This is a genomic window from Methylobacterium sp. AC832 (assembly GCF_979256025.1).
Map to the genome: position 1 here is coordinate 127,405 of NZ_CEEDMV010000005.1, position 25,110 is coordinate 152,514.

The 25,110-nt window shown below is 66.4% G+C and carries 25 protein-coding genes; 13 read left to right on the plus strand and 12 right to left on the minus strand.

The annotated features are described in order from the left end of the window. The first annotated feature begins 3 nt into the window (after positions 1 to 3). Genes AC0IXR_RS18050 through AC0IXR_RS18060 form a run of 3 tightly spaced genes read left to right on the plus strand, consistent with a single transcriptional unit; the run spans position 4 to position 2,663 of the window. Positions 4 to 1,404 carry a 4Fe-4S binding protein gene (locus AC0IXR_RS18050; protein ID WP_471761687.1) on the plus strand — a complete coding sequence of 467 codons (1,401 nt, stop codon included), beginning with the start codon at positions 4 to 6 and terminating at the stop codon, positions 1,402 to 1,404. 43 nt (positions 1,405 to 1,447) lie between these two features. Continuing rightward, a complete protein-coding gene (locus AC0IXR_RS18055; RefSeq protein WP_471761688.1) occupies positions 1,448 to 2,275 on the plus strand; it encodes an FTR1 family iron permease in 828 nt (275 codons plus the stop codon). Between the two features lie 16 nt (positions 2,276 to 2,291). Then, positions 2,292 to 2,663, plus strand: a complete 372-nt coding sequence (locus AC0IXR_RS18060) for a tRNA-binding protein (RefSeq protein ID WP_461222712.1) — start codon at positions 2,292 to 2,294, stop codon at positions 2,661 to 2,663. 8 nt (positions 2,664 to 2,671) lie between these two features. Here AC0IXR_RS18060 and AC0IXR_RS18065 read toward each other — a convergent pair whose 3' ends face one another. After that, a complete protein-coding gene (locus tag AC0IXR_RS18065) occupies positions 2,672 to 3,007 on the minus strand; it encodes a DUF167 family protein (RefSeq protein ID WP_471761689.1) in 336 nt (111 codons plus the stop codon). A 280-nt stretch (positions 3,008 to 3,287) separates the two neighbouring features. On the opposite strand from AC0IXR_RS18065, the gene AC0IXR_RS18070 reads away from it, so the two are divergent. Continuing rightward, positions 3,288 to 4,172 (plus strand): HpcH/HpaI aldolase/citrate lyase family protein, encoded by an 885-nt coding sequence (locus AC0IXR_RS18070; protein WP_311274866.1) that lies wholly within the window; start codon positions 3,288 to 3,290, stop codon positions 4,170 to 4,172. Positions 4,173 to 4,380: 208 nt separating this feature from the next. Next, positions 4,381 to 5,484: an alkene reductase gene (locus AC0IXR_RS18075; RefSeq protein ID WP_471761690.1), complete on the plus strand. Its 1,104-nt coding sequence runs from the start codon at positions 4,381 to 4,383 to the stop codon at positions 5,482 to 5,484. Positions 5,485 to 5,507: 23 nt separating this feature from the next. Here AC0IXR_RS18075 and AC0IXR_RS18080 read toward each other — a convergent pair whose 3' ends face one another. After that, the gene (locus AC0IXR_RS18080; RefSeq protein ID WP_471761691.1) at positions 5,508 to 8,852 is read right to left on the minus strand and encodes a hypothetical protein; all 3,345 of its coding nucleotides are present in this window, start codon (positions 8,850 to 8,852) and stop codon (positions 5,508 to 5,510) included. A gap of 465 nt (positions 8,853 to 9,317) precedes the next feature. Continuing rightward, entirely contained in the window at positions 9,318 to 9,566 is a 249-nt protein-coding gene (locus tag AC0IXR_RS18085; protein ID WP_056424689.1) for a hypothetical protein, read from the minus strand. Between the two features lie 263 nt (positions 9,567 to 9,829). Here AC0IXR_RS18085 and AC0IXR_RS18090 point away from each other — a divergent pair, with 263 nt between their 5' ends. Together AC0IXR_RS18090 and AC0IXR_RS18095 are read left to right on the plus strand one after the other, a co-directional pair. Further along, on the plus strand, positions 9,830 to 10,273 hold the full coding sequence (locus tag AC0IXR_RS18090) for a DMT family transporter (protein WP_056424691.1): 444 nt from the start codon (positions 9,830 to 9,832) through the stop codon (positions 10,271 to 10,273). 204 nt (positions 10,274 to 10,477) lie between these two features. Beyond that, positions 10,478 to 10,690: a hypothetical protein gene (locus tag AC0IXR_RS18095; protein WP_471761692.1), complete on the plus strand. Its 213-nt coding sequence runs from the start codon at positions 10,478 to 10,480 to the stop codon at positions 10,688 to 10,690. A 96-nt stretch (positions 10,691 to 10,786) separates the two neighbouring features. Here AC0IXR_RS18095 and AC0IXR_RS18100 read toward each other — a convergent pair whose 3' ends face one another. The 6 genes from AC0IXR_RS18100 to fliL all read right to left on the minus strand — a co-directional run bounded on the left by AC0IXR_RS18100 (position 10,787) and on the right by fliL (position 15,154). Then, positions 10,787 to 11,161, minus strand: coding sequence for a hypothetical protein (locus tag AC0IXR_RS18100; RefSeq protein WP_471761693.1), 375 nt, complete (start codon positions 11,159 to 11,161; stop codon positions 10,787 to 10,789). Positions 11,162 to 11,208: 47 nt separating this feature from the next. Further along, positions 11,209 to 11,880 (minus strand): invasion associated locus B family protein, encoded by a 672-nt coding sequence (locus AC0IXR_RS18105; protein ID WP_471761694.1) that lies wholly within the window; start codon positions 11,878 to 11,880, stop codon positions 11,209 to 11,211. Between the two features lie 142 nt (positions 11,881 to 12,022). Next, positions 12,023 to 12,874 carry a MotE family protein gene (locus AC0IXR_RS18110; RefSeq protein WP_471761695.1) on the minus strand — a complete coding sequence of 284 codons (852 nt, stop codon included), beginning with the start codon at positions 12,872 to 12,874 and terminating at the stop codon, positions 12,023 to 12,025. Beyond that, complete coding sequence (locus tag AC0IXR_RS18115; protein ID WP_056424706.1) at positions 12,871 to 13,401, minus strand: DUF6468 domain-containing protein; 531 nt, start codon at positions 13,399 to 13,401, stop codon at positions 12,871 to 12,873. The genes AC0IXR_RS18110 and AC0IXR_RS18115 overlap by 4 nt, the downstream gene beginning before the upstream one ends. Before the next feature lie 7 nt (positions 13,402 to 13,408). Further along, entirely contained in the window at positions 13,409 to 14,626 is a 1,218-nt protein-coding gene (gene fliM / locus AC0IXR_RS18120; protein ID WP_056424709.1) for a flagellar motor switch protein FliM, read from the minus strand. Between the two features lie 27 nt (positions 14,627 to 14,653). Further along, positions 14,654 to 15,154 carry a flagellar basal body-associated protein FliL gene (gene fliL, locus AC0IXR_RS18125; RefSeq protein WP_461234125.1) on the minus strand — a complete coding sequence of 167 codons (501 nt, stop codon included), beginning with the start codon at positions 15,152 to 15,154 and terminating at the stop codon, positions 14,654 to 14,656. 272 nt (positions 15,155 to 15,426) lie between these two features. On the opposite strand from fliL, the gene flgF reads away from it, so the two are divergent. The 4 genes from flgF (at position 15,427) to flgH (ending at position 18,901) form a co-directional block, all read left to right on the plus strand. Next, complete coding sequence (gene flgF / locus AC0IXR_RS18130) at positions 15,427 to 16,167, plus strand: flagellar basal-body rod protein FlgF (RefSeq protein WP_056424716.1); 741 nt, start codon at positions 15,427 to 15,429, stop codon at positions 16,165 to 16,167. Positions 16,168 to 16,179: 12 nt separating this feature from the next. Beyond that, a complete protein-coding gene (gene flgG, locus AC0IXR_RS18135; protein ID WP_056424719.1) occupies positions 16,180 to 16,971 on the plus strand; it encodes a flagellar basal-body rod protein FlgG in 792 nt (263 codons plus the stop codon). 75 nt (positions 16,972 to 17,046) lie between these two features. Next, positions 17,047 to 18,096 carry a flagellar basal body P-ring formation chaperone FlgA gene (gene flgA, locus AC0IXR_RS18140; RefSeq protein ID WP_471761696.1) on the plus strand — a complete coding sequence of 350 codons (1,050 nt, stop codon included), beginning with the start codon at positions 17,047 to 17,049 and terminating at the stop codon, positions 18,094 to 18,096. Between the two features lie 37 nt (positions 18,097 to 18,133). Continuing rightward, complete coding sequence (flgH, locus tag AC0IXR_RS18145; protein WP_056424727.1) at positions 18,134 to 18,901, plus strand: flagellar basal body L-ring protein FlgH; 768 nt, start codon at positions 18,134 to 18,136, stop codon at positions 18,899 to 18,901. Positions 18,902 to 18,916: 15 nt separating this feature from the next. On the opposite strand, the gene AC0IXR_RS18150 is transcribed toward flgH, so the two are convergent. Together AC0IXR_RS18150 and dksA are read right to left on the minus strand one after the other, a co-directional pair. Then, positions 18,917 to 19,093, minus strand: a complete 177-nt coding sequence (locus AC0IXR_RS18150; protein WP_200919058.1) for a hypothetical protein — start codon at positions 19,091 to 19,093, stop codon at positions 18,917 to 18,919. Between the two features lie 204 nt (positions 19,094 to 19,297). Continuing rightward, positions 19,298 to 19,717 carry an RNA polymerase-binding protein DksA gene (dksA, locus tag AC0IXR_RS18155; RefSeq protein WP_056424729.1) on the minus strand — a complete coding sequence of 140 codons (420 nt, stop codon included), beginning with the start codon at positions 19,715 to 19,717 and terminating at the stop codon, positions 19,298 to 19,300. A 480-nt stretch (positions 19,718 to 20,197) separates the two neighbouring features. On the opposite strand from dksA, the gene AC0IXR_RS18160 reads away from it, so the two are divergent. Then, positions 20,198 to 23,206, plus strand: coding sequence for a PAS domain-containing protein (locus tag AC0IXR_RS18160; RefSeq protein ID WP_471761812.1), 3,009 nt, complete (start codon positions 20,198 to 20,200; stop codon positions 23,204 to 23,206). A 33-nt stretch (positions 23,207 to 23,239) separates the two neighbouring features. On the opposite strand, the gene AC0IXR_RS18165 is transcribed toward AC0IXR_RS18160, so the two are convergent. Continuing rightward, positions 23,240 to 23,671, minus strand: a complete 432-nt coding sequence (locus AC0IXR_RS18165) for a flagellar assembly protein FliX (protein ID WP_056424733.1) — start codon at positions 23,669 to 23,671, stop codon at positions 23,240 to 23,242. 282 nt (positions 23,672 to 23,953) lie between these two features. On the opposite strand from AC0IXR_RS18165, the gene AC0IXR_RS18170 reads away from it, so the two are divergent. After that, positions 23,954 to 25,093 carry a flagellar basal body P-ring protein FlgI gene (locus AC0IXR_RS18170; protein ID WP_471761697.1) on the plus strand — a complete coding sequence of 380 codons (1,140 nt, stop codon included), beginning with the start codon at positions 23,954 to 23,956 and terminating at the stop codon, positions 25,091 to 25,093. Positions 25,094 to 25,110: the final 17 nt, after the last annotated feature.

A 25,110-nucleotide genomic window follows, 5' to 3' on the forward strand; every position in this document is an offset into this window, starting at 1 on the left:
CCGATGGCGGCGAGCGTCTCGACGGACCTGCGTGAAGCCTGGATCGACCAGCGCCTCGCGGAACTCGGCCATTGGCTCCAGCGCCACGGCGGGATCATCCGCAGCGTGCAATGGGCTGTGGTCGCGGTCTACCTCGTCCTCGTGGCCGTGCCGGCCTTCCTGCCCCTGCCGGACCGGACCGCCCATCTCTGGAACAACCTGACCGTCCTCGCGCAGTTCGCGTTCTGGGGTATCTGGTGGCCCTTCGTCCTCGTGAGCATGGTGCTCGTCGGCCGGGCCTGGTGCGGGGTGCTGTGCCCCGAGGGCACGCTCACGGAATTCGCCAGCCGCTGGAGCCTCGGCCGCGCGGTGCCGCGCTGGATCACCTGGGGCGGCTGGCCCTTCATCGCGTTCGCCGGAACCACGGTCTACGGCCAGATGGTCAGCGTCTACGGCTACCCGAAGCCGGTGCTCGCCGTCCTCGGCGGCTCGACGGTGGCGGCGATCGCGGTGGGCCTCGTCTATGGCCGCAACAAGCGCGTCTGGTGCCGCTATCTCTGCCCCGTGAACGGGGTCTTCGCGGTGCTGGCCAAGCTCGCGCCAGTGAGCTTCCAGGTGGACCGCCCCGCCTGGGCCGCCTCCGACAAGCCGCAGGGCGCCGCCTTCAACTGCGCGCCCCTGGTGCCGGTGAAGACCATGCGCGGGGCCGGCTCCTGCCATATGTGCGGGCGCTGCAGCGGCTATCGCGGCGCGGTCCGCCTCGCCCGGCGCTCCCCCGCCTACGAGATCGTCCATGTGGCCGGCACCGAGCCGAGCCTCGAACAGACGGTCCTGATCCTGTTCGGCATGATGGGCCTCGCGGCCGGCGCCTTCCAATGGTCGTCGAGCCCCTGGTTCATCGACGCCAAGCAATGGCTCGCCACCTGGTTCATCGAACACGGCATGGTCTGGCCTCTGGAGACCACCCTGCCGTGGTTCGTGCTCACCAACTACCCCGAGCACAACGACGTCATGACCCTGCTCGATGGCGGCCTGCTGCTGGCCTATATCGGCGCCGCGACGATCATCCTCGGATTCGGCCTCTCCGCCCTCGTGGCCCTCGGCACTCGCTTTCTCGGCCCCTGGTCGTCGTCGCGTTTCCACCACCTGACGCAGACGCTGATCCCCATCGCGGGATGTGGCGTTTTCCTCGGCCTCTCGGCCCTCACCGTCACCTTCCTGCGCGGGGAGGGGGTCCCCCTTCCCTACGTCGCCGAGATGCGGGCCGGGCTGCTCATCGGCGCGAGCCTGTGGAGCGCGTGGCTCGCCTGGCAGGTGGCGGGGCTCACCACCGGCGGATGGCGCCGGGCGGGCGCGACGGCCTGTATCGCCGCTGCCGCCTCCCTGTCGGTTTCCGGCTGGGTGCTTCTGTTCTGGATCTGGTAGGGCGCTCACACAGCCCGCCCGCGACATCGAAGGAAATCTCCGCATGATCGGAGCATTCGTCATCGCCTTCCGCGAGGTCATCGAGGCCGGCCTCATCATCGGCATCGTGCTGGCGGCCACGCGCGGCATCACCGGGCGCGGCCGCTGGATCGGCCTCGGCGTGGTCGGCGGGCTTGCCGGCGCCTGCCTCGTGGCGCTCTTTGCCGAAGCGATCTCCGACGCGTTCGAGGGCGCGGGTCAGGACATCCTCAACGCCGCCGTCCTCGCCACCGCCGTCGTCATGCTGATCTGGCACAACACCTGGATGAGCCGCCACGGGCGCGAACTCGCGGGCGAATTGAAGGCCGCCGGAGAATCCGTGCGCCGGGGCGAGACCACATCCGCCGCTCTGGCCTTCGTCGTCGGCGCGGCGATCCTGCGCGAGGGCGCGGAGCTCGTCCTGTTCCTCTACGGCCTCGTCGCCTCGGGCACGTCCGGCCCCGACCTGCAGATCGGGGCGCTGGCCGGGGTGGGCGCCGGGATTCTTATGTCGGCGGTGAGCTATTTCGGCTTGGCCGCGATCCCGACCCGCTACGTCTTCTCGGTCACCAGCGCGCTCATCATCTTCCTCGCCGCCGGCCTCGCCGCGCAGGCGGCACAGTTCCTCACCAATGCCGGGCTCATCACCGTGCTCGACCGGCCGCTCTGGAACACCGCCAACATCCTGTCCGAGGGCAGCATGGTCGGCCGCGTGCTCCACGCCCTCGTCGGCTATACCGACCGCCCGACGGGGCTGCAGGTCATCGTCTATCTCGGCACGATCCTGGTCATGGTCGCCCTCATGCAATGGTCGTCGGCGGACAAGCGTCGGCGGACACTGCGGACGGCGTGAAGCGGAGACACAGGCCGTGCATGTGACTCACGATTCGGCGGCCCCGGCGGCCGCCCCGATCAGCTTCGACGAGTTCCTCGCCGTCGACATCCGGATCGGGACGGTGGTCTCCGCCGAGCCTTTCCCCGAAGCGCGCAAGCCTGCGATCAAGCTCGTCATCGATTTCGGTCCGGCCATCGGCACCAAGCGCTCCAGTGCCCAGATCACCGAACATTACCGGCCGGAGGATCTGGTCGGCCGGCAGGTCGCCGCGGTGGTGAACTTCCCCCCGCGCCAGATCGGTAAGTTCCTCTCGGAGGTCCTGACGCTGGGCTTCGCCGATACGAACGGTGCCGTCGTACTGTTCCGCCCCGACCATGCCGTGCCGGACGGAAGCCGCCTGTTCTGAATGTAGACTCACCGCCGGCGGGGAGCGGTGGCTATCCAGGCGTCCACTCGCGCGGCCATCCCGGCCGGATCTCCGCTGAGCGCGAGGATCTTCTGCCTCGAGGCTTCGCCCGCCGCGATCCGGATCTCGGACCGTCGCAGTGACAGGGCCTCCGCCAAGGCAGCGATAAGAGCCGTATTGGCGGCGCCCTCCACCGGCGGCGCGGCGACCCGCATCTGTACCCAGACCCGTCCATCGGCGGTCTCGACCAGCCCGTCGAGGCCCGTTCGGCTCGCACGTGGCGTCAGACGCACGGCGAGCCGAATCCCCTCCGAAGTCAGGGTATAGGGACACGCCTCGGTCATGGCATGGCCGAGGCGTGGCGACGGCTCTCCGCCGACGGCAAGATGATTCCAATCAGCCCCAACACCAGACCCCTTCCTCAGTGCGATCCCGGCGCGAGGCAAAAGCGGAGCATCGGCGAAAGTCTTCTCTCCGGATCTCTCCCAAGAGACCTATGCGGCGGTCTTCGGCACGCATGGCCGCTTGTCAATCGCGCGTCATCGGTGCGCATTTTATATCCGGAGGGCTGTCGCGGCAGCCGTGTTGCACTAAGCTGCACCGCATCGTCACTGGAATGCGTTCATGTCCGATCTTCGCCTGCGCCGCAGCGTCCTTTACATGCCCGGCTCGAACCAAAGAGCCCTCGACAAGGCGAAGACGCTGCAGGCGGACGCTCTGATCCTAGACCTCGAAGACGCGGTCGGGCCGGACGAGAAGGAACTGGCCCGGGATCAGGTCTGCGCGGCCGTGAAGGGTGGCGGGTATGGTAGCCGCGAGCTCGTGATCCGCGTCAATGCTCCCCAGACTCCCTGGGGCGAGGCGGATTTGAAGGCCGCGATCCAGGCCTGTCCCGACGCCATCCTGATGCCGAAAGTGTCCTCGCCGGCGGTTCTCGAGAGCATCGCCAACCATCTCGAAGCCCTCGACGCACCCGAGAGCATCGATGTCTGGGCGATGATCGAGACACCGGCGGCGATCCTCAACATCCAGGAGATCGCCAAGGCCCGGCGCGACCGGCGCACCCGGCTCACCTGCTTCGTCCTCGGGACGAACGATCTTGCGAAGGATACCTGGGCCCAGCTCGTGCCGGGCCGGGTGCCGATGCTGCCCTGGATGATGTTCACCCTTGCGGCCGCCCGCGCCGAAGGACTCACCATCCTCGACGGCGTGTGGAACGATATCGGCGATGTGGAGGGCTGCCGCACGGAGTGCCGGCAGGCGCGCGACCTCGGGTTCGACGGCAAGACGCTGATCCATCCGAACCAGCTCGAACCGGCCAACACCTCCTTCGCCCCGACCGAGGAGGAAGTGCGCCGCGCTACCCTGGTGATCGACGCCTTCGACAAACCGGAGAATGCGAAGCGGGGTGCCATCAAGGTAGAGGGTCGCATGTACGAGCGCCAACATATCAGCATGGCGCGCCGCGCGGTGAACTGGTCGGAATCTATTGCCGCCAAAGGGTATTGAGGGCGGGCCTGCGTCGCGAAAGCTCGGCCGGGCGGGGAACAAGGCGTGGTGAAGCGGGCTTTCCCGCACATCCCGCCTCACCCCGGTCCTTCGTCGTCGCGTTACCGCCCACGGACGGGTCGGGATGGTTCGGGCAGATCGGGTGAGGTCGGCACCGGAGGGCGCCACCGCCTTCCGCCGACGTCTTGCCCAAGGATTCTTGCCCCTCATGAGCCCGATCCTCGAACCCTTCACCCTCGGCGACCTCACCCTCAAGAACCGCGTCGTCATGGCTCCATTGACCCGGAGCCGGTCCTCCGACGAGGGCATTCCCCCGGATTTCGCAGTCGACTACTACGCCCAGCGGGCCAATGCCGGTCTCATCATCTCGGAGGCGACCAACATCTCGCCTCAGGCGGTCGGCTACGCCCTGACGCCGGGCATCTGGACCAATGCGCAGGTAGAGGGATGGAAGCCCGTCACCGCGGCGGTTCACGCCAATGACGGGCGTATCTTCCTGCAGCTCTGGCATACGGGGCGCATCTCGCATCCCGACGTGCAGCCGAACGGCCAGTCGCCGGTGGCACCCTCGGCCCTGAAGCCCGAGGGTATGGCTTTCACCAAATCCGGCATGAAGCCGCATGAGACGCCCCGTGCGCTAGAGACGGACGAGATCCCGGGCATCGTCGAGGATTATCGCAAGGCCGCCGAGAATGCGAAGCGCGCAGGGTTCGACGGTGTCGAGATCCATTCGGCCAACAATTACCTGCTCGAACAATTCGTGCGCGATTCCACCAACAAGCGGACCGACCAGTATGGCGGCTCCATCGAGAACCGCCTGCGCTTTCCCCTCGCCGTGGTGAAGGCGGTCACGGAGGTCTGGGGCGGCAAGCGCGTCGGCATCCGTCTTTCGCCCGCCACCACGGAGCCGGGCAAGACGCCTCTCGACAGCGATCCGAAGGCAACGTTCGGCGCCTATATCGACGCGCTGAACGCGTTCGATCTGCTCTACGTCCACACGATCGAGGGCGTGACACAACAGACCCGCGACGTGCCGGACGAGGTCGATTTCGGGCAGATCCGCGAGCGTTTCCAGGGCGCCTATATCGGCAACAACCAATACACGCTCGAACTTGCCGAAAAAGATCTCGCCGAAGGGAGAGCGGACCTGTTCAGCTTCGGCCGGCCCTATATCGCCAATCCCGATCTCGTGGAGCGGCTCCGCACCGGCGCACCGCTCGCCGAGGCTCCGAAGGCGTATTGGTATGGCGGGGGCGCCAACGGCTATTCCGACTGGCCGGGCATGAACGGCACCGTCGCGTTCCGGCGCTGAGGCTTTGTTGTGAAAGGCGGGCCTCAGCCCTTCGGTGAGGGCAGGGGCTCGCTGGCCTTGGCTTCGACCTGCGCGCCGTCGGCGTTGGCCGGTTGGGGCACGGACACTTCCGGGTAGCGCTTACGATACTCTTTGAGAAAGGCCTGCAGCGTATCCGCCTTAGTGGCTCGCTGCGCGATATCCCGGAAGGCCTGGCTCCGCACGGCGTTCGGCTGGGTGAGCAAGGCGAAGGTGCGCGCGTCCATGCTGTCGGCCATGGGGCCGGCGAATTTCGCCCGCAGGCGCTCGAGCCCGAGCACCTCGTTCGACAAGCCGTAGGCAATGGCGGCGCGGATGATGTCGGAGCGCATGGCATCGTCGAGAGGTTTGCGCATGCGCCATGCCTCGCCGACCATGGCCTCATGCGCCTCGCCGGCCTCGCGCCAGCGGCGACCACCCCAGAGAATGTCGGCACGCAGCCGGTCCGCGTCGGGGCCTGACTCCGCTTCGATGGTCTCCAAAGCCAGATCCGTGCGTGACAGGTCGGACAGGGCGCGGGCGCGGATGAGGGCGCGGGCGCGGCGCAGGTCCTCGGGAAGCTCGGGCTGGTAGGTAGCGTCGATGACCTGAAGCGCCTGAAGGGGCTTCTCGTCCATCATCCTGATGGTCGCCAACCGCGCAGCGACACTGGCGCGGGCCGGCCCGGACAGCCGGTGGTCGACCTGATGTTGGAGCAGTTCACCGGCTGAATCGAGGAGATCGAGTTCGACCAGCTTGTCCGCGAGGCGGCGCACGATCTCGTCGCCGCGGCGGCCGATCGGGGCGAAATCCTTGAAGTCGAAATACAGCGCCAGCGCCTCCACGCCGGACATCTTCGCGCCCTTCTCGGTCAGGAAGAGGTCATCGAACAATTCCTGAGCGCTGTCGTGGAGCTCGCGGCTGATCGGTGATCCCGGCGCCAGCGCATCCGCCTTGCGTGACGCGGCAAAGGCCTGCCGCCAGCGCCCGGCTTCCATGTTGAGCTTGGCGAGCGCTGCGATCGTCCTCTGCTCGATCTCGTCGCCATGCCAGGTGAGGAGGAGGGTTTCCAGCCGCTCGATCGCCTCAGCCACCGGCATCTTGTCGAGGGCATGGGCCAGGATCGCAGCGCGAAGGGTCGCCACCGCCGCGATGGGCCGGTCCGCCGTGTCCGAGAGCCGCGTGTAGGTGTCGAGGGCAGCACTGGTCTGGCCCGTCACCTCGTCGATGCGTGCGCGCAGGAAAGCGAGCCTGTCGGTGACGGAGCGATCCGCCGCGCGCGCCAGCGCCGTCGTGATCTGCCGGCCCGCAGCGGCCCAATCGCCGTTCTCGATGGCGGCTTCCGCTGCCGCCGCGCGAAGCAGGCCCTGCAAGTCGTCGGGATAGCGCTCGATGATGCCGGCCGTATCGCGAAAGGCTGTATCGGCGGCCGGCCAGCGACCCGCCATGGCATCGAGGTAGCCTTTCCAAAGCCGTGCTTCCGGGTCCGCCCGGAGGAACTCGTTCTCCAGCGCCTTTCGCGCATCGGCGTAGCGCGCCATCTGGATGTTTGCCACGGCGGTGAGGATGGCGAGTTCGCGTTGTCCGGCCAGAACCGGATCCTCGCTGGCCGCCACCTGAAGGACACCGAGGGCTTCCACGTCGAGCCCGTTGGCGAGCATACCCCTCGCGAGGATCAGTCGCAGCGGTCCACGCGCCGGCCGTGGGGCATCCACCACGTCGTTCAGTTGCTGGCGCAGGTTCTCGCCGATGTTGCCGCTCCTCGCCGCATCCCAGGGCGTGCGCTCTATGGCGAGATCGCTCACGGCAGTGAGGGCCGGCTCGGCAGGACGCGCGACGCCGGAAACCGACATGCCGCCCTCGCGGCCGATCACGACGCCGTCCATATCCGGCCGCACCAGCAGGTCATCGGCTTTCGCAAGGACGGCGACGCCCTGACGACTGGGCAGCAGCTCGAAATCCACGAACGCCTGGCGTTTGGGGATCCCAGCGGGCTTGGGCCCATAACCGGTCACGACACCGATCCGCTCGCCGTTCCGCTCGATCCATGTCGCTCCGCCCGGATGCGGCAGGCGTATACCGATGCCGATCCGGCCACTGACTTCCGGGTTGCGGATCGCCGAAAGCGGTTCGCTTGCCGACAGATTCTCACCGGCGACGAGTTCCCACCCGGTCGGTGCGTCGGCATCGCCAATCGGAACGAGATCGAGAAGGCGGTCGCGGGGAACCCTGAAACTCAGAACGATGAAGGCACCCTGCCGCCGGGGCTGGCTGACGGTCTCGAAGACCGGATCGCCAGTGGGCACGACGACGGTTTCGCCGGTCTCGAAGACGAGGGTAGCGATGCCTGCGCGTTCGAACAAAGCCGCCGCCGGCTGTCGGCTGAACGGGAAGGCGAGGCCTGGGCCGGCTGGCCGCAGGATGATGGTTTTCTGCGGGGCTGTCACCTGCGGGGCACCCGCCTGCTTCTGCATCTTTGCGGTGAGCGGCGAGGCGGGTTTCGACGCAGGTTCGGCCTTCGCATCCGCGGCCTTGCCGTCGGTGGAGGACTTACTGTCAGGGGAGGGTTTGCCATCGACGGGCACGGCCTTGGCGTCCGATGGCACAGCTTTGCGGAGAATATCCAGCGTGACGCCGTCATCGTCCCGTCCGGTCCGGATCTCGTAGCCGGCGGCGGGACTCACCATGAGACGGGCGCCGTCCGCGTCGTTCTCGACCGTCAGAGTCTCGATGGCAGGCTTCGTCCGTCCGCGGGGAGCGCCGTCGTCGATGCGCCAGGCACCGGGAATCGTCAGCCGCGTTCCCGATCCGGTCTCGTCGAAGCGAGCGACCGTATCCGGCGGGAGCCGTAAGCTGAGGCGCGTCAGCGTTGGCAGACGCGAGAGTTCGAGGGCGAGTCGCCTCGGTTCCACGATGGGCGTGGCCGCCTTCATGGCGGCTTCTGCCAATTGTGCCCGACGGACGAGGTCGGCCACGATCTCCGGTGGCAGGGGAGGGGGAAGCCCGGACCAATCCTCAGGTAGTAGATCGATGAAAACGTGCTCGCCCGCCGCCTGGACGTTCAGGCGATACGGCTTCTGCAAGGCGATACGCATGCCGGTCCCGTCAGGGTCCCGCCGCACCATCGAGACGAATTCGGGAATATCACTGACGATCTTTTCCGGCGCGGGAGTGGTGGGTTCGCCGAAATTCACCAGGAGGACGAGGCCGGACATCCTAGCCTTTACCGGAACCGCCGAATTGAAGGTCATGGCGATTCGGGCGTAGCGCCCGAACTGATTGGCCTTCACCGTCAGGAGCCGCGCGGCTTCCGCCTCGCTGGCCCAGACGAACGTCCCCGCCACGATCGAGGTCGCCATGAAGCCGGCCATGAGGTGGCGCCGACGTCTCGCGATTCCGGCCCCCATTCCCATTGCAGTTTACGCCACACCCGGTTGCGCGGAGAGCCGAAGACAAGCCGCCGCGAAACGATACACCGTCGGCGACTATCCCCCTTCGAGGCTAACGCCCGCCTAACGGGCGCCTGGCGCGCTGTCTCAAAACTGCGCGTCGCTCGAGCGATACTGGCGCGTTCATTCTTCCGAAGCGCGATATCGTCGGATCCGCGCTATCTCGCCCTCCGAACAAACAAAAAGCCCCACTCGGCTTTCGCCAAGCAGGGCAGTGTTCAGAAGGACATTCCTTGGGAGGAATGACCCTTCATATCATGTGAGATCCCACATTTACCACATCGACCCCAAACATCTCCCCGGCTTTCGAGGCTGGGCTACCCTGACGCTCGAGCATATGTCGGCGTTGCCCAGGGCGGACGGGACAGATCCGGTCGATGATGGACGTTACAGACCGCCGTTTCCGCCGCTGCCACCGCCAGCGCTTCCGCCCCCGGACCGGCGTGAAGGCTGGCTGGAATTGCCGCCCGCCGCCGAGCTGTCGCGACCGCTGCGGCCACCAGTATTGTTCGACATGCTGGGGGTGCCAAGGCCGCGCTTCGAGTAGCGCGAGCGCGCATCGGCGGACGTCGTCATCTGGGCGAGCGCGAGAGAAGAAACGGCGAGCGCACAGAATGTAATGGCTAAGGTCTTCATAGGTGCTCCTGCGAATGCCCGGAGGTAACGCGGGAGCGACCGGAAATATCCATACTGGACAATGGAGATCGCGATAGTAAAAGCCCCGCCCGGCATAGGCCAGACGGGGCGAAGTCGTCATATCCCCCTCGGGGCCGAGGGTATGGGTTAGACGCTTCACGGCACCGGAATCATCCCGGAAAGACGGCGACTGCGCAGATGTCGCACCTCCCCGGCGCGTTACCGCCCTAGATGACGCAGGCTATCGATGGGTTCGGTAACCGATGTGGTATTTGTACGGCCTCGTACTGCTCGCCGGCGTCGCGAACGCTGTGCAGGCGGGACAGAACGGTGCATTGGCGAAAAGCTTCGGCGGCTCGCTGAGTGCGGGCCTCGTCGTGGCAGCGGGAACGGCCACTTGCGTGCTTCTCGTAGGGCTTGCATCGGGCAAGCTCACGCTGCCGACCACGGCTCAGGTCCTCGAGGCCCCCTGGTGGGCATGGTTCGGCGGAGTGCTGGGCGGCGGCATCGTTGTCGCGCAGCTTATGGTGGCGCGTCAGATCGGGGCGGCTCCCTTCCTCGGCATGCTCGTGACGGCGGGCGTCGTCGCTTCGATCATGCTCGATCATTTCGGATGGGTCGGCTTCGAACGCCATCCGGCGACCCTGTGGCGCATCGTCGGCGGCCTACTGATGATCGGAGGCGTAGCCCTGGTGGCAAGCTCCTAGCCCATCGGGCCGAACCCTTACAGCGCCGCCCGTCTCCCGCCGGGCCGGTCACTCTCACATTTCGTCCTTAGGAACACTGATGCACCGTTACTTTCCCGTTCTGATCGCCGTCTTCGCCCTACTTGCGGCAGGAATTCTATATGCGTTCGTGCGAAACGGAGACACGGCACATACCGCGCCCGTCCAGCAGACGGCGCCTCGCTGATGCGTCGCCTCATGCCCATGGTGCTGCTGGGTCTGGCTGCGATCCTTGCGGTGATCTGGGTCGGCCTTTGGAATTTCGAATCGCTTCGCATGGAAAGGGTCGAGAATGGCGGAGCTCCCGCCGTTCCCGCCTGCGATCCCGACAACAAGGTTGGCAAGGCAATCCTGCCGAACTGCCCGGATGCGTCGATCAAAGCGACATCCAAGCCGTGACGCGTATGCCGACGACCTAACTTTGACCCATCCGGGACCGACGACGGTCCCGGATCGACGGTCTGTACAAACGGATCGGGCGGATACCCGATCCGGTCACTGCTTCACGACGAGGCCAGGAAGGGTTTTGCCGTTCTCGCCGAAATTCTCCAGCGCCTTGGCGCAGTTGGCCGGAACGTCCTGCGAATAGACGTCGGCATAGGCCTTCACGCGCAGAATGAGTTCGCCGCCCGCCAAGGCATCGGGCTCGAGACCGAGGCTCCGCACCACCGTCTTGAAGGTCTCGTAATTCGGTTTCGCTTCGGGGCAGGACGCCGAAACGAACTGCAACAGCCCAGCGAGCTTGGCGGCGGTGTTCTTCTGGCGCTCTTCCTTGGTGTCCGGGGGCGCTGGCGCATCGGGGGCGGGCTGTGCGGCGAGCGGGAGCGTCAGGCTTCCGAACAGGAGCGAGGCGAGCAAGATCTGCTTCATGGGTGGCGTTTTCCTACCTGTCTGTCGCATCGCCTGACTGTTTGCCGTCAGTGCGAGAGCGCGCTGGCCCGGGCGAGGGCGGCACCGAAGCCGTTGAGCGGCACGGTGATCGTCGTGGGTTCGGTGGCGTCCTGCTTCGGTGCGAGAATGAGCAGGTTCTTCGCGGTCTTCATCGTGTCGGTGGCGAGGGTGGGCAGGCTCACCGGGACGAGGCACCCTTCGGAACTGCAGGTGTAATAGGGGGCGCCCTTGCCGAGGACCGCCTCGTCGATCTTGAAGCTCAACCCCGCCTCGATCTGGAACCCGAACGGCATCAGGATCAGTCCATCGGTGCGGTCGTTCGCCGGCGGCTTGAGCTCGATGGCGAATTCGCGGCGATTGTCGCGCTTCGATCCCTGGGCCTGGACCACCGAGCAGATCGTCGCCTGATTCTCGCGGGAGCAATTGATGCTCCAATCGCCGTAGCTCTCGCTCAGCGCGCTGGCTCCTTCCGGCCACGTCGCCTTGGCGGGGGCGGTGGGCGAAGGCGCGGCTGTGGCGGCAGCGGCCGGTTTCGGTGCGGGCTTGGGTTTCGGCTTGGGTTTGGGCTTCGGCGACGACTCGGCGGCCGGTGCGTCCTGCTCCGGCGCGGCCTCCTGGGCGTAAGCGGCGTTCCAGGCATCCCCGATCGCGGCAAGCGAGATCACGCCGACCAGGGGTAAAACATGTCTCCAACGCATCAAGCGGGCATCCGGCGTTCGAACGAAGTCACGCCTGCCGCCTAGCCCTCCCTGCCTCCGAGCGCAATGCACCGGTTGGCATCGCGATTTGTCGCCCACCGGCAATCCGACCCGTTCGCCTTGCCTGATCTACCCGCCGGGTTCAGCGCCGCTTGTCCTGGCCAGTGCCCTGGTCGATGGCCGGCAATTCATTGGGGCCGAGGCCCATGACGACGGGCTGCTGCGTCGGTGTCTGGCCACGCGCGCGGTTGGCCAGGGCCACGGTCAGCTTCTCGGCGGGCTCCGATTGCATCAGGGCCAGGACGTCGGCCATCTTACGCGGGTTCATCGCCAGGACGATGGGCACCAGCACGTCGAGGGCAAGACGGTCGAAGACGCGGGCGGCATCCTTCGGCTTCATCGTCTCGTACATCGTGACGATGTTCTTCAGGGCCGCCCTCTCGGCCTCGGCCTGTTGGGCGCCAGCCCCATCGGGCCTCTCTTCGTTGCGTTTGAGATCCTTCACGCCCTCTTCGAGCTTGCGTTCGGCGGTGCCGAGCATCTGCTCACGCAGGCTCAGGGTCTCGTCACGCTGCTTGAGCGCGTCGCGCCGAGCAGACAATTTTTCGAGGATGGCGCGCTCGCTGGCCGGCATCGGCTCCGCGGGCGGCGGTGGCCGTGGAGCAGGCGGCTCCGGCTCGGCCGCCGGCTTCTCCGGCTCTTTCGGTGTCACCGAACCCGTGGTCTGCGGGTCGGCCAGTTCGTAATTGGTCCGCGCCTTGGCGAGGACCCTGGCGAAGTCCGGCAATTGCCCGCCCGCCGAGGCCGCGCTCGGCCCCAAATCGTCGACGACGATGGCGCCGAGCTTGAGCACGAGCAGCCCGACAGCCGCCATCGTCACGGCATCGATGAGGCGCAGCTTGTAGGGCCGAACCTGGCCGGTACCTTTACGGCCCGGCCGCAGCTTTCCGAGGTGGTTCTGCCCCGCGCGGACAAGGAAGCCGGATTTCTTCATGCGGCGCGGCTCCGCAGGCGTCCAAGGGCGCGCTCGGACATGGCAAGCGCGGCGGCGGCGGCGGCTCCGAGACGCTCACCGTTAGGGCTCGATGCTGCGACCGGCGCCTGCTCGGGCTGGGTCCGGCTGGCGCGGAGTTCCGTCGGGCGGATGTCGGAGGGGCGGATTTCGACGGGCGGCACCGCGGCTAACTGTGACGGCTGGGAATGCGCGACGATGGCCGAGATGCGGGCGATCACGGTCTGGCCGGCCTGGACATGGGCAGAGAGATCGGCGGCATAGCGCTCCGCCGTGCCGAGACGGTCGGCCAGGGTGCGGTCGCATTCGTCGAGGGTGGCGCGCAGGCCGATGATCGCCCGCTCGGCGGTGGAACTCGCCACCACGAGATCGCCGATCGTCTGGCGCAGGGCCGCTTCATCGGCCTTCATCCGGGTGATGCGCCGGCTCAAGCTCACCGACGAAACGATGCTGGCGACGAGCAGCACGGCAACGAGGATGTCGGCTGCGAGGGTGACGAGGAGGCTCATGGCGCGGTCACCCGTCGTTGCGGTTGTTGATGGAAGCCTCGAAGGCCTGGAACGTGGTGCGCGAGCGCCGCAGCGGCCGCGTGAGCTGTACCGAGATGTTGTCGTCGACCCGGCCGATGCGCCCCTGCGTCAGGGCCCAGTCGCCACAGCGCACGGAGATCAGGTCCGTGGGCTTGGTATCGAACATGAGCGTGTCGCCGACCTTGAGCGACAGCACCTTCTTCAGCGGCAGCATCATCTCGTGGAGGACCGCATCCATCGTCGCGTCGGCCTGCCAGATCTCGGTGGCGAGGTGGCTCTCCCAGACATGATCGCGGCCGAGCTTCTCGCCCATGAAGCTCTGCATGAGCAGTTCACGGATGGGCTCGATCGTGGCGTAGGGAAACAGGATCTGGAGCTGGCCGCCGCGGCCGTCCATGTCGAGCTTCAGGGTGATCAGGATGGCGGCGTTGGCCGGCCGGGTGATCGTGGCGAAGCGCGGGTTGGTCTCGATCCGGTCGATGCCGAAGCGCACCGGGGAGAGGGGCTGGAACGAGAGTTCGAGATCGCTGAGGATGATCTCCACGAGGCGCCGCACCAGCTGCATCTCGATGGTCGTGAACGGACGCCCGTCGAGTCGGGTCGCCGAGCCGCCGCGCTTGCCGCCGAGCAGCAGGTCGAGGGTCGAGTAGGCAAGGTTCGATTCCACCGTGACGAGGCCGGAATTCTCCCAGGCATCGGCCCGGAAGACCCCGAGCAGTGTCGGCAGCGGAATGGCGTTGAGATAATCGCCGAAGCGGACAGAGGTGATGTTGTCGAGGGTCACCTCGACGTTGTCCTGGAAGAAGTTGCGCAGGCTGGTCGACAACAACCGGATCATCCGGTCGAAGACGATTTCCAGCATCGGCAGGCGTTCGTACTGGACGACGCCCGAATCCACGATGGCGCGGACACCACCGGCGCCCGAGGCCGACAATTCGCGCAAGGAGAAGCCGAGGACGCCGTCGATCTCGTCCTGGTTCAGGATGCGGTCGTTGCCGGCGAGTTCGGGGAGATTGTCGGTCTCCCCGTCCTCGATCATCGTCGCCCATTCGGCGGCGACGTCGCTGGCATGCGTGCTCGTGCCCTGCTCGGCGAGAGCGGCGCCCCACTCGTCGGCGAGCGAGGTTTCGCCGCCTTCGGCGTTCTGCGCGATCAGGGCGGCTGCCCAATCGTCCTCTTCGAGCTCGTCTTCGGGACCTGCCATGACCGTCTCGATACCGGTTGAGGGGGATTACTGGACGATCACGTCCTTGAAGAGCACGGCCTCGGCCCGTGCCGGATGGATCGCGACATTGACGCGCCGCAGCAGTTCCTCGCGGAGCCGGTAGAGGCCGGCCGAGCCGGCGAGATCGCTGGCGCGCAGCTCACGCATGTAGACTTGGAACGTGTCCTCGATGCGCGGCATCAGCGGCTTGACCTCACCCTCGACCTTAGCGTCCTTCAGTTCGAGGGACACTTTGACCTTGGCGACGCGCGGCTTTTCCTGGCCGGGGTCGTTGGCGAGGTTGATCGTCATCTCGCGCACGTCGAGGAAGACGAGGGGCTTCTTCACCTCGACGGCGGCGTGATCGTCGCCGCCCTTCTTCTTCATCATAAAATATCCACCACCACCGCCGGCCAGCAACAGCACGGCCGCACCGATGATGATGATCTTCTTCTTTCCACCCTTCGGGGCTTCGCCTTCGGCGTCTTCCCCGTCGGCGGAAGGGGTCTTCGTCGGCTTCTTCGCCATGGCGCGCCCCCTTCGGATCTCGTCTCAGGGTGCGTTCGGCGATGTGTGCCCGCGACCCCTTGCAGGGATATATCTGTGGCTACGGTTAACACCTCGTTAAGGAGGCAAATTCTGCCGGGCGGTTCTTGCCGTGAGGAGAGGAAGATCAGCGGACTGGAGCAGGTCGGACTCATACCAAGCAATTGATACTCATCATCAAATCAATTTTTCGGCGGATGGCACGAGCCGTGCGGACATGATTAACGTCGCCGCAGCCCAAGGCCTTTCGATCCATGCAGAACGCGCTGTTTGTCGGAGTCTCCAGTCAGGTCGCCCTGCAGCGTGAACTCGACGTGATCGCCAACAACATGGCGAACGTCTCCACCACGGGCTTCAAGGGCCGCAGCTCACGGTTCCAGGAGTACCTGATGCCGGTGGCGAGCGCCGACTCGTTCCAGCGGCAGGATCGGCGCGTCTCCTACGTCATCGATCAGGGCACGGCCCTCGACCTCGCCCAGGGGCCGATCGAGCAGACCGGCAATCCTCTGCATGTGGCCGTGCGCGGCGAGGCGTTCCTCGTGGTCCGCACTCCGACCGGCGACCGCTACACCCGCAACGGTGCGTTCGAGACCGACCCTCAGGGCAACCTCGTCACCAGCGACGGCTATGCCGTCCAGGGCGAGGGTGGGCCGATCCAGATCAACCCCCAGGAAACCGGCATCGCCATCGGTCCGGACGGAACGGTCTCCACCAATCTCGGCATCCGTGGTCGCGTTCGGATGGTGACTTTCCCCAACCCGCAGGCCCTGACCAACGAGGGCGCCAACCTCTATTCGTCCCAAGCGGCCCCGGTGGCCGCCGGCGTGAACGGCCGCCTCGAATCGGGTGCCCTCGAACGCTCCAACGTCAAGCCCGTCATCGAGATGACCCGGCTGATGGACGTGAACCGCACCTACACCATGGTCTCGGGCGTGATCTCGCGCCTGGACGAATTGCGGGGCACGGCGATCCGCCGCCTCGCCGACGTCGCGTAAGGAACCCAGGCGATGCGCGCCCTCTACGCTGCCGCCACCGGCATGGCGGCCCAGGAACTCAACGTCCAGGTCATCTCGAACAACATCGCGAACCTGCGGACCACCGGCTACAAGCGCCAGACCGCCCATTTCCAGGATCTGCTCTACCAGAACCTACGCCGGGCCGGTTCGTCGACCTCGGACCAGAATACCCAGCTTCCCGCCGGCCTCGCCATCGGCTCGGGCGTGAAGACGACCTCCACCGCCCGGACGATGTCGCAGGGTCCGCTGGCATCCACGGAGAAGGAATACGACGTCGCCATCCGCGGCGAGGGTCTGTTCCGGGTCACGATGCCCGATGGCCGCATCGCCTTCACCCGGGACGGCTCGTTCGACCTCTCCGCACAGGGACAGCTGGTGACCCGCGACGGCTACCTCGTCGATCCGGGCATCACCGTCCCCAACAATGCGACCAGCGTGACGATCAGTGCGCAGGGTTCGATCCAGGCCACGGTGCCGGGTCAGACCGCGCCGCAGAATCTCGGCCAGTTCCAGCTCTCCCGCTTCGTCAACAAGGTCGGTCTCGAATCCATCGGCGACAACCTGTTCGTCGAAACCGCTGCCTCCGGCCCCCCCATCAACGGCCTGCCGGGCGCCGAGGGCTTCGGCAACCTGCAGCAGAGCTACCTCGAAGAGGCGAACGTGAACGCCGTCAACGAGATCTCGTCCCTGATCGCCGCGCAGCGCGCCTACGAGATGAACTCGAAGGTCGTCACGGCGGCCGACCAGATGCTCTCGACGACGTCGCAGATGTTCCGCGCCTGACGGTGCGGGCGCCTCACTCCCCTGACGTCCCAGCCTCGTCCTTCCATTTTACCCCGCCTCCGAAAGCGTCATGCCATGTACGCCCTGAGACAGATCCCCACCGCCGAGTCACGGCGCGCCGCCACGCTCACCCCCGGCATCGTGGTGCGCGCCCTCTTCGCCCTGGCGGCCCTCTGCTTCATGACCGTGCAGGTTCTCGCGGAGAACAACGGCCAGCGGCTCCGCCTCCGCGGCGACGTCACGGCACGCGGCGACATCCTGACCCTCGGTGACCTCGTGGAAGGTGCGCCGGCGGATCTCGCTCAGCGCGCTCTGTTCCGCGCGCCGGCGCTCGGGGCGTCCGGCACGATCCAGGCTCGCCGCATCGCCGACGCCATCGCGCCCCTCGGGCTCGGCGAGATCGAGACGGGCGGGCGGGCTCAGGTCTCGGTCCAGCGCGCCGCTCGGCGCGTGGGCCCGACCGAGATCGAGGCCGCGATCAAGCGCGTGCTGGAGACGTCCTACGGGCTCGATCCACGCAACCTCGCGATCCGCATCGATGGGGAGAACACCGTTCTCCTCGCCCCCCTCGATCTCGACGGACAGGCGACGGCCCTCGACGTCACCTACGATCCGCGCCTGAAGCGGGTCGCTGCCCTCATCACCCTGGGCGAGCGTCAGGCATCCCTGCGCGTCGCCGGACTCGTGCAGGAAATCCGCGAGGTCCAGATTCTCTCCCGCACACTCAATCGCGGCGACACGGTGAGCGCCGCCGACGTCACCATCGAGCGTCGCCCCCGGGAGGCGACGCCCCCCGACGCCCAGGCCGGGTCGGTCGTCTCCATCGGCCAGGTCGCACAGCGCAGCCTGAGTGCCGGCTCCATTCTCCGATCCGGCGACGTCGCACCGGCGGATATGGTCCAGCGTGGCGAGGCCGTGACCATCGTGTTCGATGCCCCCGGCCTCAACCTCTCCCTGCGCGGCCAGGCCAACGAGAACGGCCGCCTCGGTGCCGCGATCACCGTCACCAATCCCGTCTCCAAGAAATCCCTCGCCGCCACCGTGATCGGCCCCGGCCGCGTCTCGGTCAGCTCGCCCGCCAGCCTCGGCCGCCAGGCCAGCGCGGCGTTCGACGCCGCCCGCTGATCCCATCCGATCGCCTCTAGGAAAAAAGCTGGCTCCCATGACCAACCGCACCACCCGCCTCACCTTCAAGCCGCTTTCGCTTGCCGCTGCCGTGCTGGTCTCGTCGGCCCTTGGCGCTTGCAATACGGTCGATCGGCTGTCGCAGGTCGGCGCCACGCCCACGCTCTCGGCCATCGAGGACCCGACTTCGCAGCCGGGCTACCGCCCGGTGCGCCTGCCGATGCCGGACGTCCAGCCGGTCTCCTACGCACCGAACTCCCTGTGGCGGACAGGATCGCGCGCCTTCTTCAAGGATCAGCGCGCCGCCCGGATCGGCGATCTCGTGACGATCAAGGTGAACGTCACCGACCGCGCCAACCTGAACAACGAAACGAAGCGCTCCCGCTCCAATGCGGAAGGAATGGGCCTTCCCAACGCTTTCGGCCTGGAGAGCAGCGCCGCCGTCGCCGCGGCCGGGATCAGCCCGGACAAGCTGATTGCCGGGACATCGACCTCATCGAGCGATGGTTCGGGGTCGGTCCAGCGCAACGAGACGGTGACGACCAACATCGCGGCGATCGTCAACCAGGTCCTGCCCAACGGCAACCTCGTCGTGGAGGGCAAGCAGGAAATCCGCATCAATTTCGAGGTGCGCGAACTCATCGTCGCCGGCGTGGTCCGGCCGGAGGACATCGAATCCGACAATACGATCGATTCCTCGAAGATCGCCCAGGCCCGCATCGCCTATGGCGGTCGCGGTCAGATCACCGATGTGCAGCAGCCCCGTTACGGCCAGCAGCTCGTCGACATCCTGCTTCCGTTCTAAGCCGGAAGAGGCCGGTCAATGGTCGGTGCCGGGCCGGTTCGGGCGCGGAGCGGTACCGTGATTGTCGACGAAGGCGGAGCGTTCGGGATCTTTCTTGAGCGCGGCGACACGGCGGCGCTGCCACATCGCCACCCCGATCACGAGAGCGAAGGTGGCGAGCGCAAGCACCAGGATCAGAACTTCATTGTCCATTTCGGGATCCTTGATCGACGCGAAGTCGTATCAGTAATCACGAGATGAGCGCGAAGGTTCCGGCGCAGAAAATCAATGCCCTGCCAAGCTTACGCCGGATATCGGGCCCCGATCATCGGATCGAAAGCTCGGGCTCCGGTATCCGCAATGCTTGATCACCGATACCATCCCCGACAGAGCCGGTTGATGACGTGAGGTTCGGTGCTACTCGTCCCGATAGACGCGCTCGCGCCGCTCGTGGCGCTCCTGCGCTTCCAGGGACAGGGTGGCGATGGGCCGGGCATCGAGCCGCTTCAACGAGATCGGCTCGCCGGTTTCCTCGCAAAATCCGTAGCTTCCGTCCTCGAGACGGGCGAGCGCCGCGTCGATCTTGCCGGTGAGCTTGCGCTGCCGATCCCGCGCCCGCAACTCGATGGCCCTATCGGTTTCGGACGACGCGCGATCGGCGAGATCGGGATGGTTCTCGTTCTCGGTCTGAAGTGCGACGAGTGTATCCTGCGCCTCGCGCAGGATATCGGCCTTCCAACCCACCAGCTTGCGGCGGAAATACTCACGCTGCCGATCGTTCATGAACGGCTCGTTCTCAGACGGAACATATCCGTCTTCGATCTTGACTGTCGCCATCCTCGCCCCTTCGCAAGTCCGTCACAGCCGGTACGCGGCGATGTTTCGCGTGCCTATACTTGAGGGCGCCCCACACTACAACGCACCCGACGTCCCGAACCTCATCTGATTTCATGATGCGTATACCATGCGACAAACACGCAACGGGTGCATCACCCCGGCGGCGGGTCCGTCGGTGGCGGTTCCACCCGGTCGCCGAGGATTATCGGGGTCGGGTCACGGCGCGTCAGATTGGCCCATAGCTGTGGCAATCGAGACCGTACGCAGTCGGACAGGTTGCGCGAATGGCTGTCGCCGGAGCGGTACGGCCGGTATGCGGCTGGACCGTCGTGACCTATACCTGTCTCGTTCGCGCTGGTCCGGTGACCGACGGCTCGATCTCGCCTTAAGCGTGCAACCGAGGCCCTGAGAGTGTCGGAAAGCCGATCTTTGCCGAAGCCGATCAAAGAACATTCGGAGATCTTCGTAGGCTGCAGCGAGATGGCGGCCCTGATGCGGGCCAAGGACTGGTCACAGACTCCGCTCGGCCCGCCGGAAGGCTGGCCGGAGGCGCTGAAGGTCGCCTTGCGGATCCTGCTGACCTCGAGATTCGAGATGTGGCTCGGCTGGGGGCCGGACATCGCCTTCTTCTACAACGATGCCTACCGCCCGACCCTCGGCCTCAAGCACCCGGATTCCCTGGCCAAACCCACCCGGATCCTCTGGGCCGAGATCTGGGACGACATCGAGGCACGGATCCGCAGCGTCTACGATCACGGCGAAGCGACCTGGGACCGTGGGTTGCTGCTTCTTCTGGAGCGCAACGGCTATCCCGAGGAGACCTATCACACCTTCTCGTACAGCCCCGTCATCGACGATGACGGATCGGTGGGCGGCCTGTTCTGCGCGGTCAGCGAAGAGACCGACCGGGTCATCAGCGAGCGCCGGCTCGGTATCCTGCGCCTTCTGGGAGAGAGCCTCGCGCGTGCGGAATCCTGCCCCGACGTCCTCAGTGCGGTCGAGACCAGTTTAGGCGCGGCGCGCCGAGATCTTCCCTTCAGCGCCATCCATCTCTTCGAGCGGAGCAACCTCGCCCATCTCGCCTCCACCACCGGAATATCCCGGGACCATCCCGCATTGCCGGGTGTGATCGATCCTGCGGGCCCCCTCGCCGAATGGTTCGGCGGCACCCAAGGCGAGACGATCATCGATCTCGATCAGGCGCAGAACTGGCCCACGGGCGATTGGTCGGGGCCGCCGGCGAGAGCAGTGACGCTGCCCCTCGTCGGACAGGGTGGAAGCGCACCGCTGGGCATCGTCACGGTGGGCCTCAATCCGCACCGGCCCTTCGACGCGGATTACCTCAGCTTCCTCAAGCTTCTCGCCGGCCAGATCTCGTCGAGCCTCGCCAGCGTTTCCGCCTACGAGGCCGAGCGGCGGCGCAACGCCGTCCTGGCCGAAGCCGTCCGCATGCGGCAGGAGGCGGCCGAAGCCCTGAGGCAGGCCAACGACGCCCTTCTTTCCGAGGTGCGGCAGCGGACGGCAGAGCGCGACCGCATGCGGTCGCTGTTCAAGGACGCGCCCGGCTTCATGTGCGTCCTAAGCGGCCCGACGCACGTTTTCGAGTATACGAACGAGGCCTATCTCCAGCTCATCGGCCATCGCGACATCATCGGGATCGCCGTCCGTGAGGCATTGCCCGAGGTCGAGGGCCAGGGCTTCTTCGAGCTCCTCGACGAGGTCTATGCGACGGGCAGGCCCTTCATCGGGCGTAACATGACCGTGACGGTTCAGTTCGGACGAGAGGGCGGCCTCGAACAGCGCGTCGTCAACCTCGTCTACCAGCCGATCACGGAAGCCGACGGAACGGTCAGCGGCATCTTCGCCGAAGGTCACGACGTCACCGACCGGGCCCAGGCCGAGGATGCCCTCAGACGCCTCAACGAGACGCTGGAACAGCAGGTCCAGGCCCGCACGAAGGAGGTGCAGGAGCGGACCGAGGAGCGCGACCGGGCCTGGCGCCTGTCACAGGACCTGTTGATGGTCACCGAAGCCGACAGCCGGATCGCGGCGGTGAACACGGCGTGGACGACGCTTCTCGGCTGGACTTCCGACGCCCTTACCGGACGGTCCTTCGCGGAACTCGCCCATCCCGGAGACCGCGACGCAGTCTGCTCGACCTTCTCGGCCATCGTCACCGAACCGCTCACCGCTCCTTTCGACCTCCGCCTGCGCCATGCCGACGGCAGCTATCGCTGGTTCGCCTGGACGGGCGCGTTCGAGGACGGACGGATCTATGCCAGCGGGCGCAACACCACGGCGGAGCGCGAACAGGCCGCCGCCCTGGAACTCGCCGAGGATGCCCTGCGCCAAGCCCAGAAGATGGAGGCCGTGGGCCAGCTCACCGGGGGCATCGCCCACGATTTCAACAACCTCCTGACCGGGATCGTCGGCTCCCTCGACCTGATGCAGACCCGCCTGTCGCAGGGGCGGATGGAGAATATCGAGCGCTACGCCAAGGCGGCGATGTCCTCGGCCAACCGGGCAGCCGCGCTGACCCACAGGCTTCTCGCCTTCGCAAGGCGCCAGCCGCTCGATCCGAAACTGGTGGATGCCAACGCGCTCATCGCGTCGCTCGAAGATCTCCTGCGCCGGACGATGGGCGAGACGATCGCTCTCGACATCGCCATGGGGAAGGGGCTCTGGCCGACCTTGTGCGATCCGCACCAGCTCGAGAACGCCATCCTCAATCTGGCGATCAACGCCCGCGATGCGATGCCAGATGGCGGCCGGCTCCGCATCGAGACCAGCAACACCGAACTCGACCGAGCCTATGCCCGCCTGCATCCGGGGGTGGAGCCGGGCCCATATGTCTGCATCGTCGTGTCGGATACCGGCACCGGCATGCCGGCCGATGTCATCGCCCGTGCTTTTGACCCGTTCTTCACGACGAAGCCCCTGGGGCAGGGGACCGGCCTCGGCCTGTCGATGATCTACGGCTTCGCCCGACAATCCGACGGGCATGCCAAGATCGATTCCCAAGTGGGGAGCGGCACGGCGGTGAAGCTCTACCTGCCCCGCTCCATCGAAGCGGTCGTGGAGGTGGACGCGGTCGGCGCCGTCGCGGAACTTGCTCGCCTCGGCGCCGGGGAAACGGTTCTCGTCGTCGAAGACGAGACTGTGGTCCGGGACCTCATCGTCGATGTGCTGGAAGACCTCGGCTACCGTGCGATCTCCGCCGCCGACGGTTTGTCCGGCCTCAAGATTCTCACGACCCAGGAGCGCGTCGACCTGCTCGTGACCGATGTCGGCCTGCCCGGCCTCAACGGTCGCCAACTCGCCGATCAGGCGCGTGAAACCCGGCCCGGCCTCAAGGTGCTGTTCATCACGGGGTATGCCGAGAACGCCATCTTCGGCAACGGCCAGCTCGATCCGGGCATGCAGATGATCACCAAGCCGTTCCCCGTGGAGATCCTGGCCGGGCGTATTCGCGAGATGATGGAAAGCTGATCGGAGGGCGCGTCGTCGAGCGCTCGTAGCCCCTCAGCTGTCCTGCGCCGATTGCAGTTTGGCGAGTTCCACCGCCGCACGCAGCTCGATATCGGCGATGAGCCCATCCAGGCGCGGATCACCGCTCGTTCCCGCACGTTCCGAGAGACGGCTCGCGATGGACTGAAGTTCACGTGTCGACACCCGCCCCATCACCAGCGACGCCTTGAGCCGGTCGAGACCGTCCAGAAGGTCGTGGCCGCGCCTGGCGAAACGACGGCGACGCTCGCCGGGCTGCTCGTCCTGGCCCTGAAGGGTCAGGATCGCGTCGAGCCCCGCCAGAGACGTGGTCGATGCGGTGGAGGCGGCGGTGGAAGTGGCGGCGGCATCATGGCCCAGCATGAAGGACGGCGACGCATCCGCCTTGCGAACGGTCGGCGAGGCAGCGGCCGAAGTCTGCGAGACGAGGCGGTTATCGACGCGCATGGGCCGTCTCCGAAAATCAGGGCGTCGTTTCGCGCATCGGCACGACGATCGTTCCGCCCAGCAGATTCCGCCCTCGATGGTTAATCATCGGTAAACAAGCCGGCAGAACATGCCGGGTCGGCAGGGAAGGCCGCCCCTTCCATGCCTTGGCATCACCGGAGATAATTAACAAAACCATTTATTACCAATAGCTTATCCGACAATATCGATTGGCACGGTCCTGGCAGACCCACCGGTATGTCCGACTTGACCGACATGCTCCGTCGACCAGCAAAGCGACTCATGCCACTCGCGATCGCCCGGCCCAAACGTTCCGCTCTCCTTGCCTGCGCAGCCGCGCTGCTGACGCTGGTCTTCGCCATGAACGGGCAGGCTTCCGCCCTGTCACGCGTGAAGGATCTCGCGAGCATCGAGGGAGTCCGACAGAACCAGCTGGTCGGCTATGGGATTGTCGTCGGTCTCAACGGTACCGGCGACACGCTCAACAACATCCCGTTCACCCGGCAATCGCTTCAGGCGATGCTGGAACGCCTCGGCGTGAATACGCGGGGCGCCACCATGCGCACCCAGAACCTCGCGGCCGTGATGGTCACGGCGAGCCTGCCGCCCTTCGCCACGCAGGGAAACCGCATCGACATCACGGTGTCGTCGCTGGGCGACGCCAAGTCGCTCCAAGGCGGCACGCTTCTGGTCACGCCCCTGCTCGGTGCCGATGGCGAGGTCTATGCGCTGGCGCAGGGATCGGTGGCCATTGCGGGCTTCTCGGCCGAAGGCGATGCCGCGAAGATCACCCGCGGCGTTCCCACCAATGGGCGCGTCCCCAACGGGGCGATGATCGAGCGCGAGACGGCGTTCAAGATGAACGACATGCACTCCCTGCGCCTGTCTCTGCGCAACCCGGACTTCACCACCTCGAAGCGGATCGCGGCCGCGATCAACGACTTCATGGGCGCCGACACCGCCGAGCCCACCGATCCGGCCACCGTGACCCTGCAGATTCCCGCCAAATACAATGGCAACATGATCCGCCTCGTCACCGAGATCGAGCAGCTGAAGATCGAGCCCGACCAGACGGCGCGGGTCGTCGTCGACGAGCGCTCGGGCATCATCGTGATGGGCCGCGACGTGCGCGTCTCCACCGTCGCCATCGCGCAGGGCAACCTCACCGTCACCATCACCGAGCAGCCGCAGGTGAGCCAGCCCGCACCCCTCTCGAACGGCACCACCACCGTCGTGCCTCGCACGGGGGTCAAGGTCGATACCGGCGACGGCAACAAGCTCGCCATGGTCAAGGAAGGCGTCACCCTGCGCGAGCTGGTGGATGGCCTCAACGCGCTGGGGGTCGGCCCCCGCGACCTGATCTCGATCCTCCAGGCCATCAAGGCCGCCGGCGCCCTCCAGGCCGATATCGAGGTGATGTGATGCAACCCCTTTCCTTC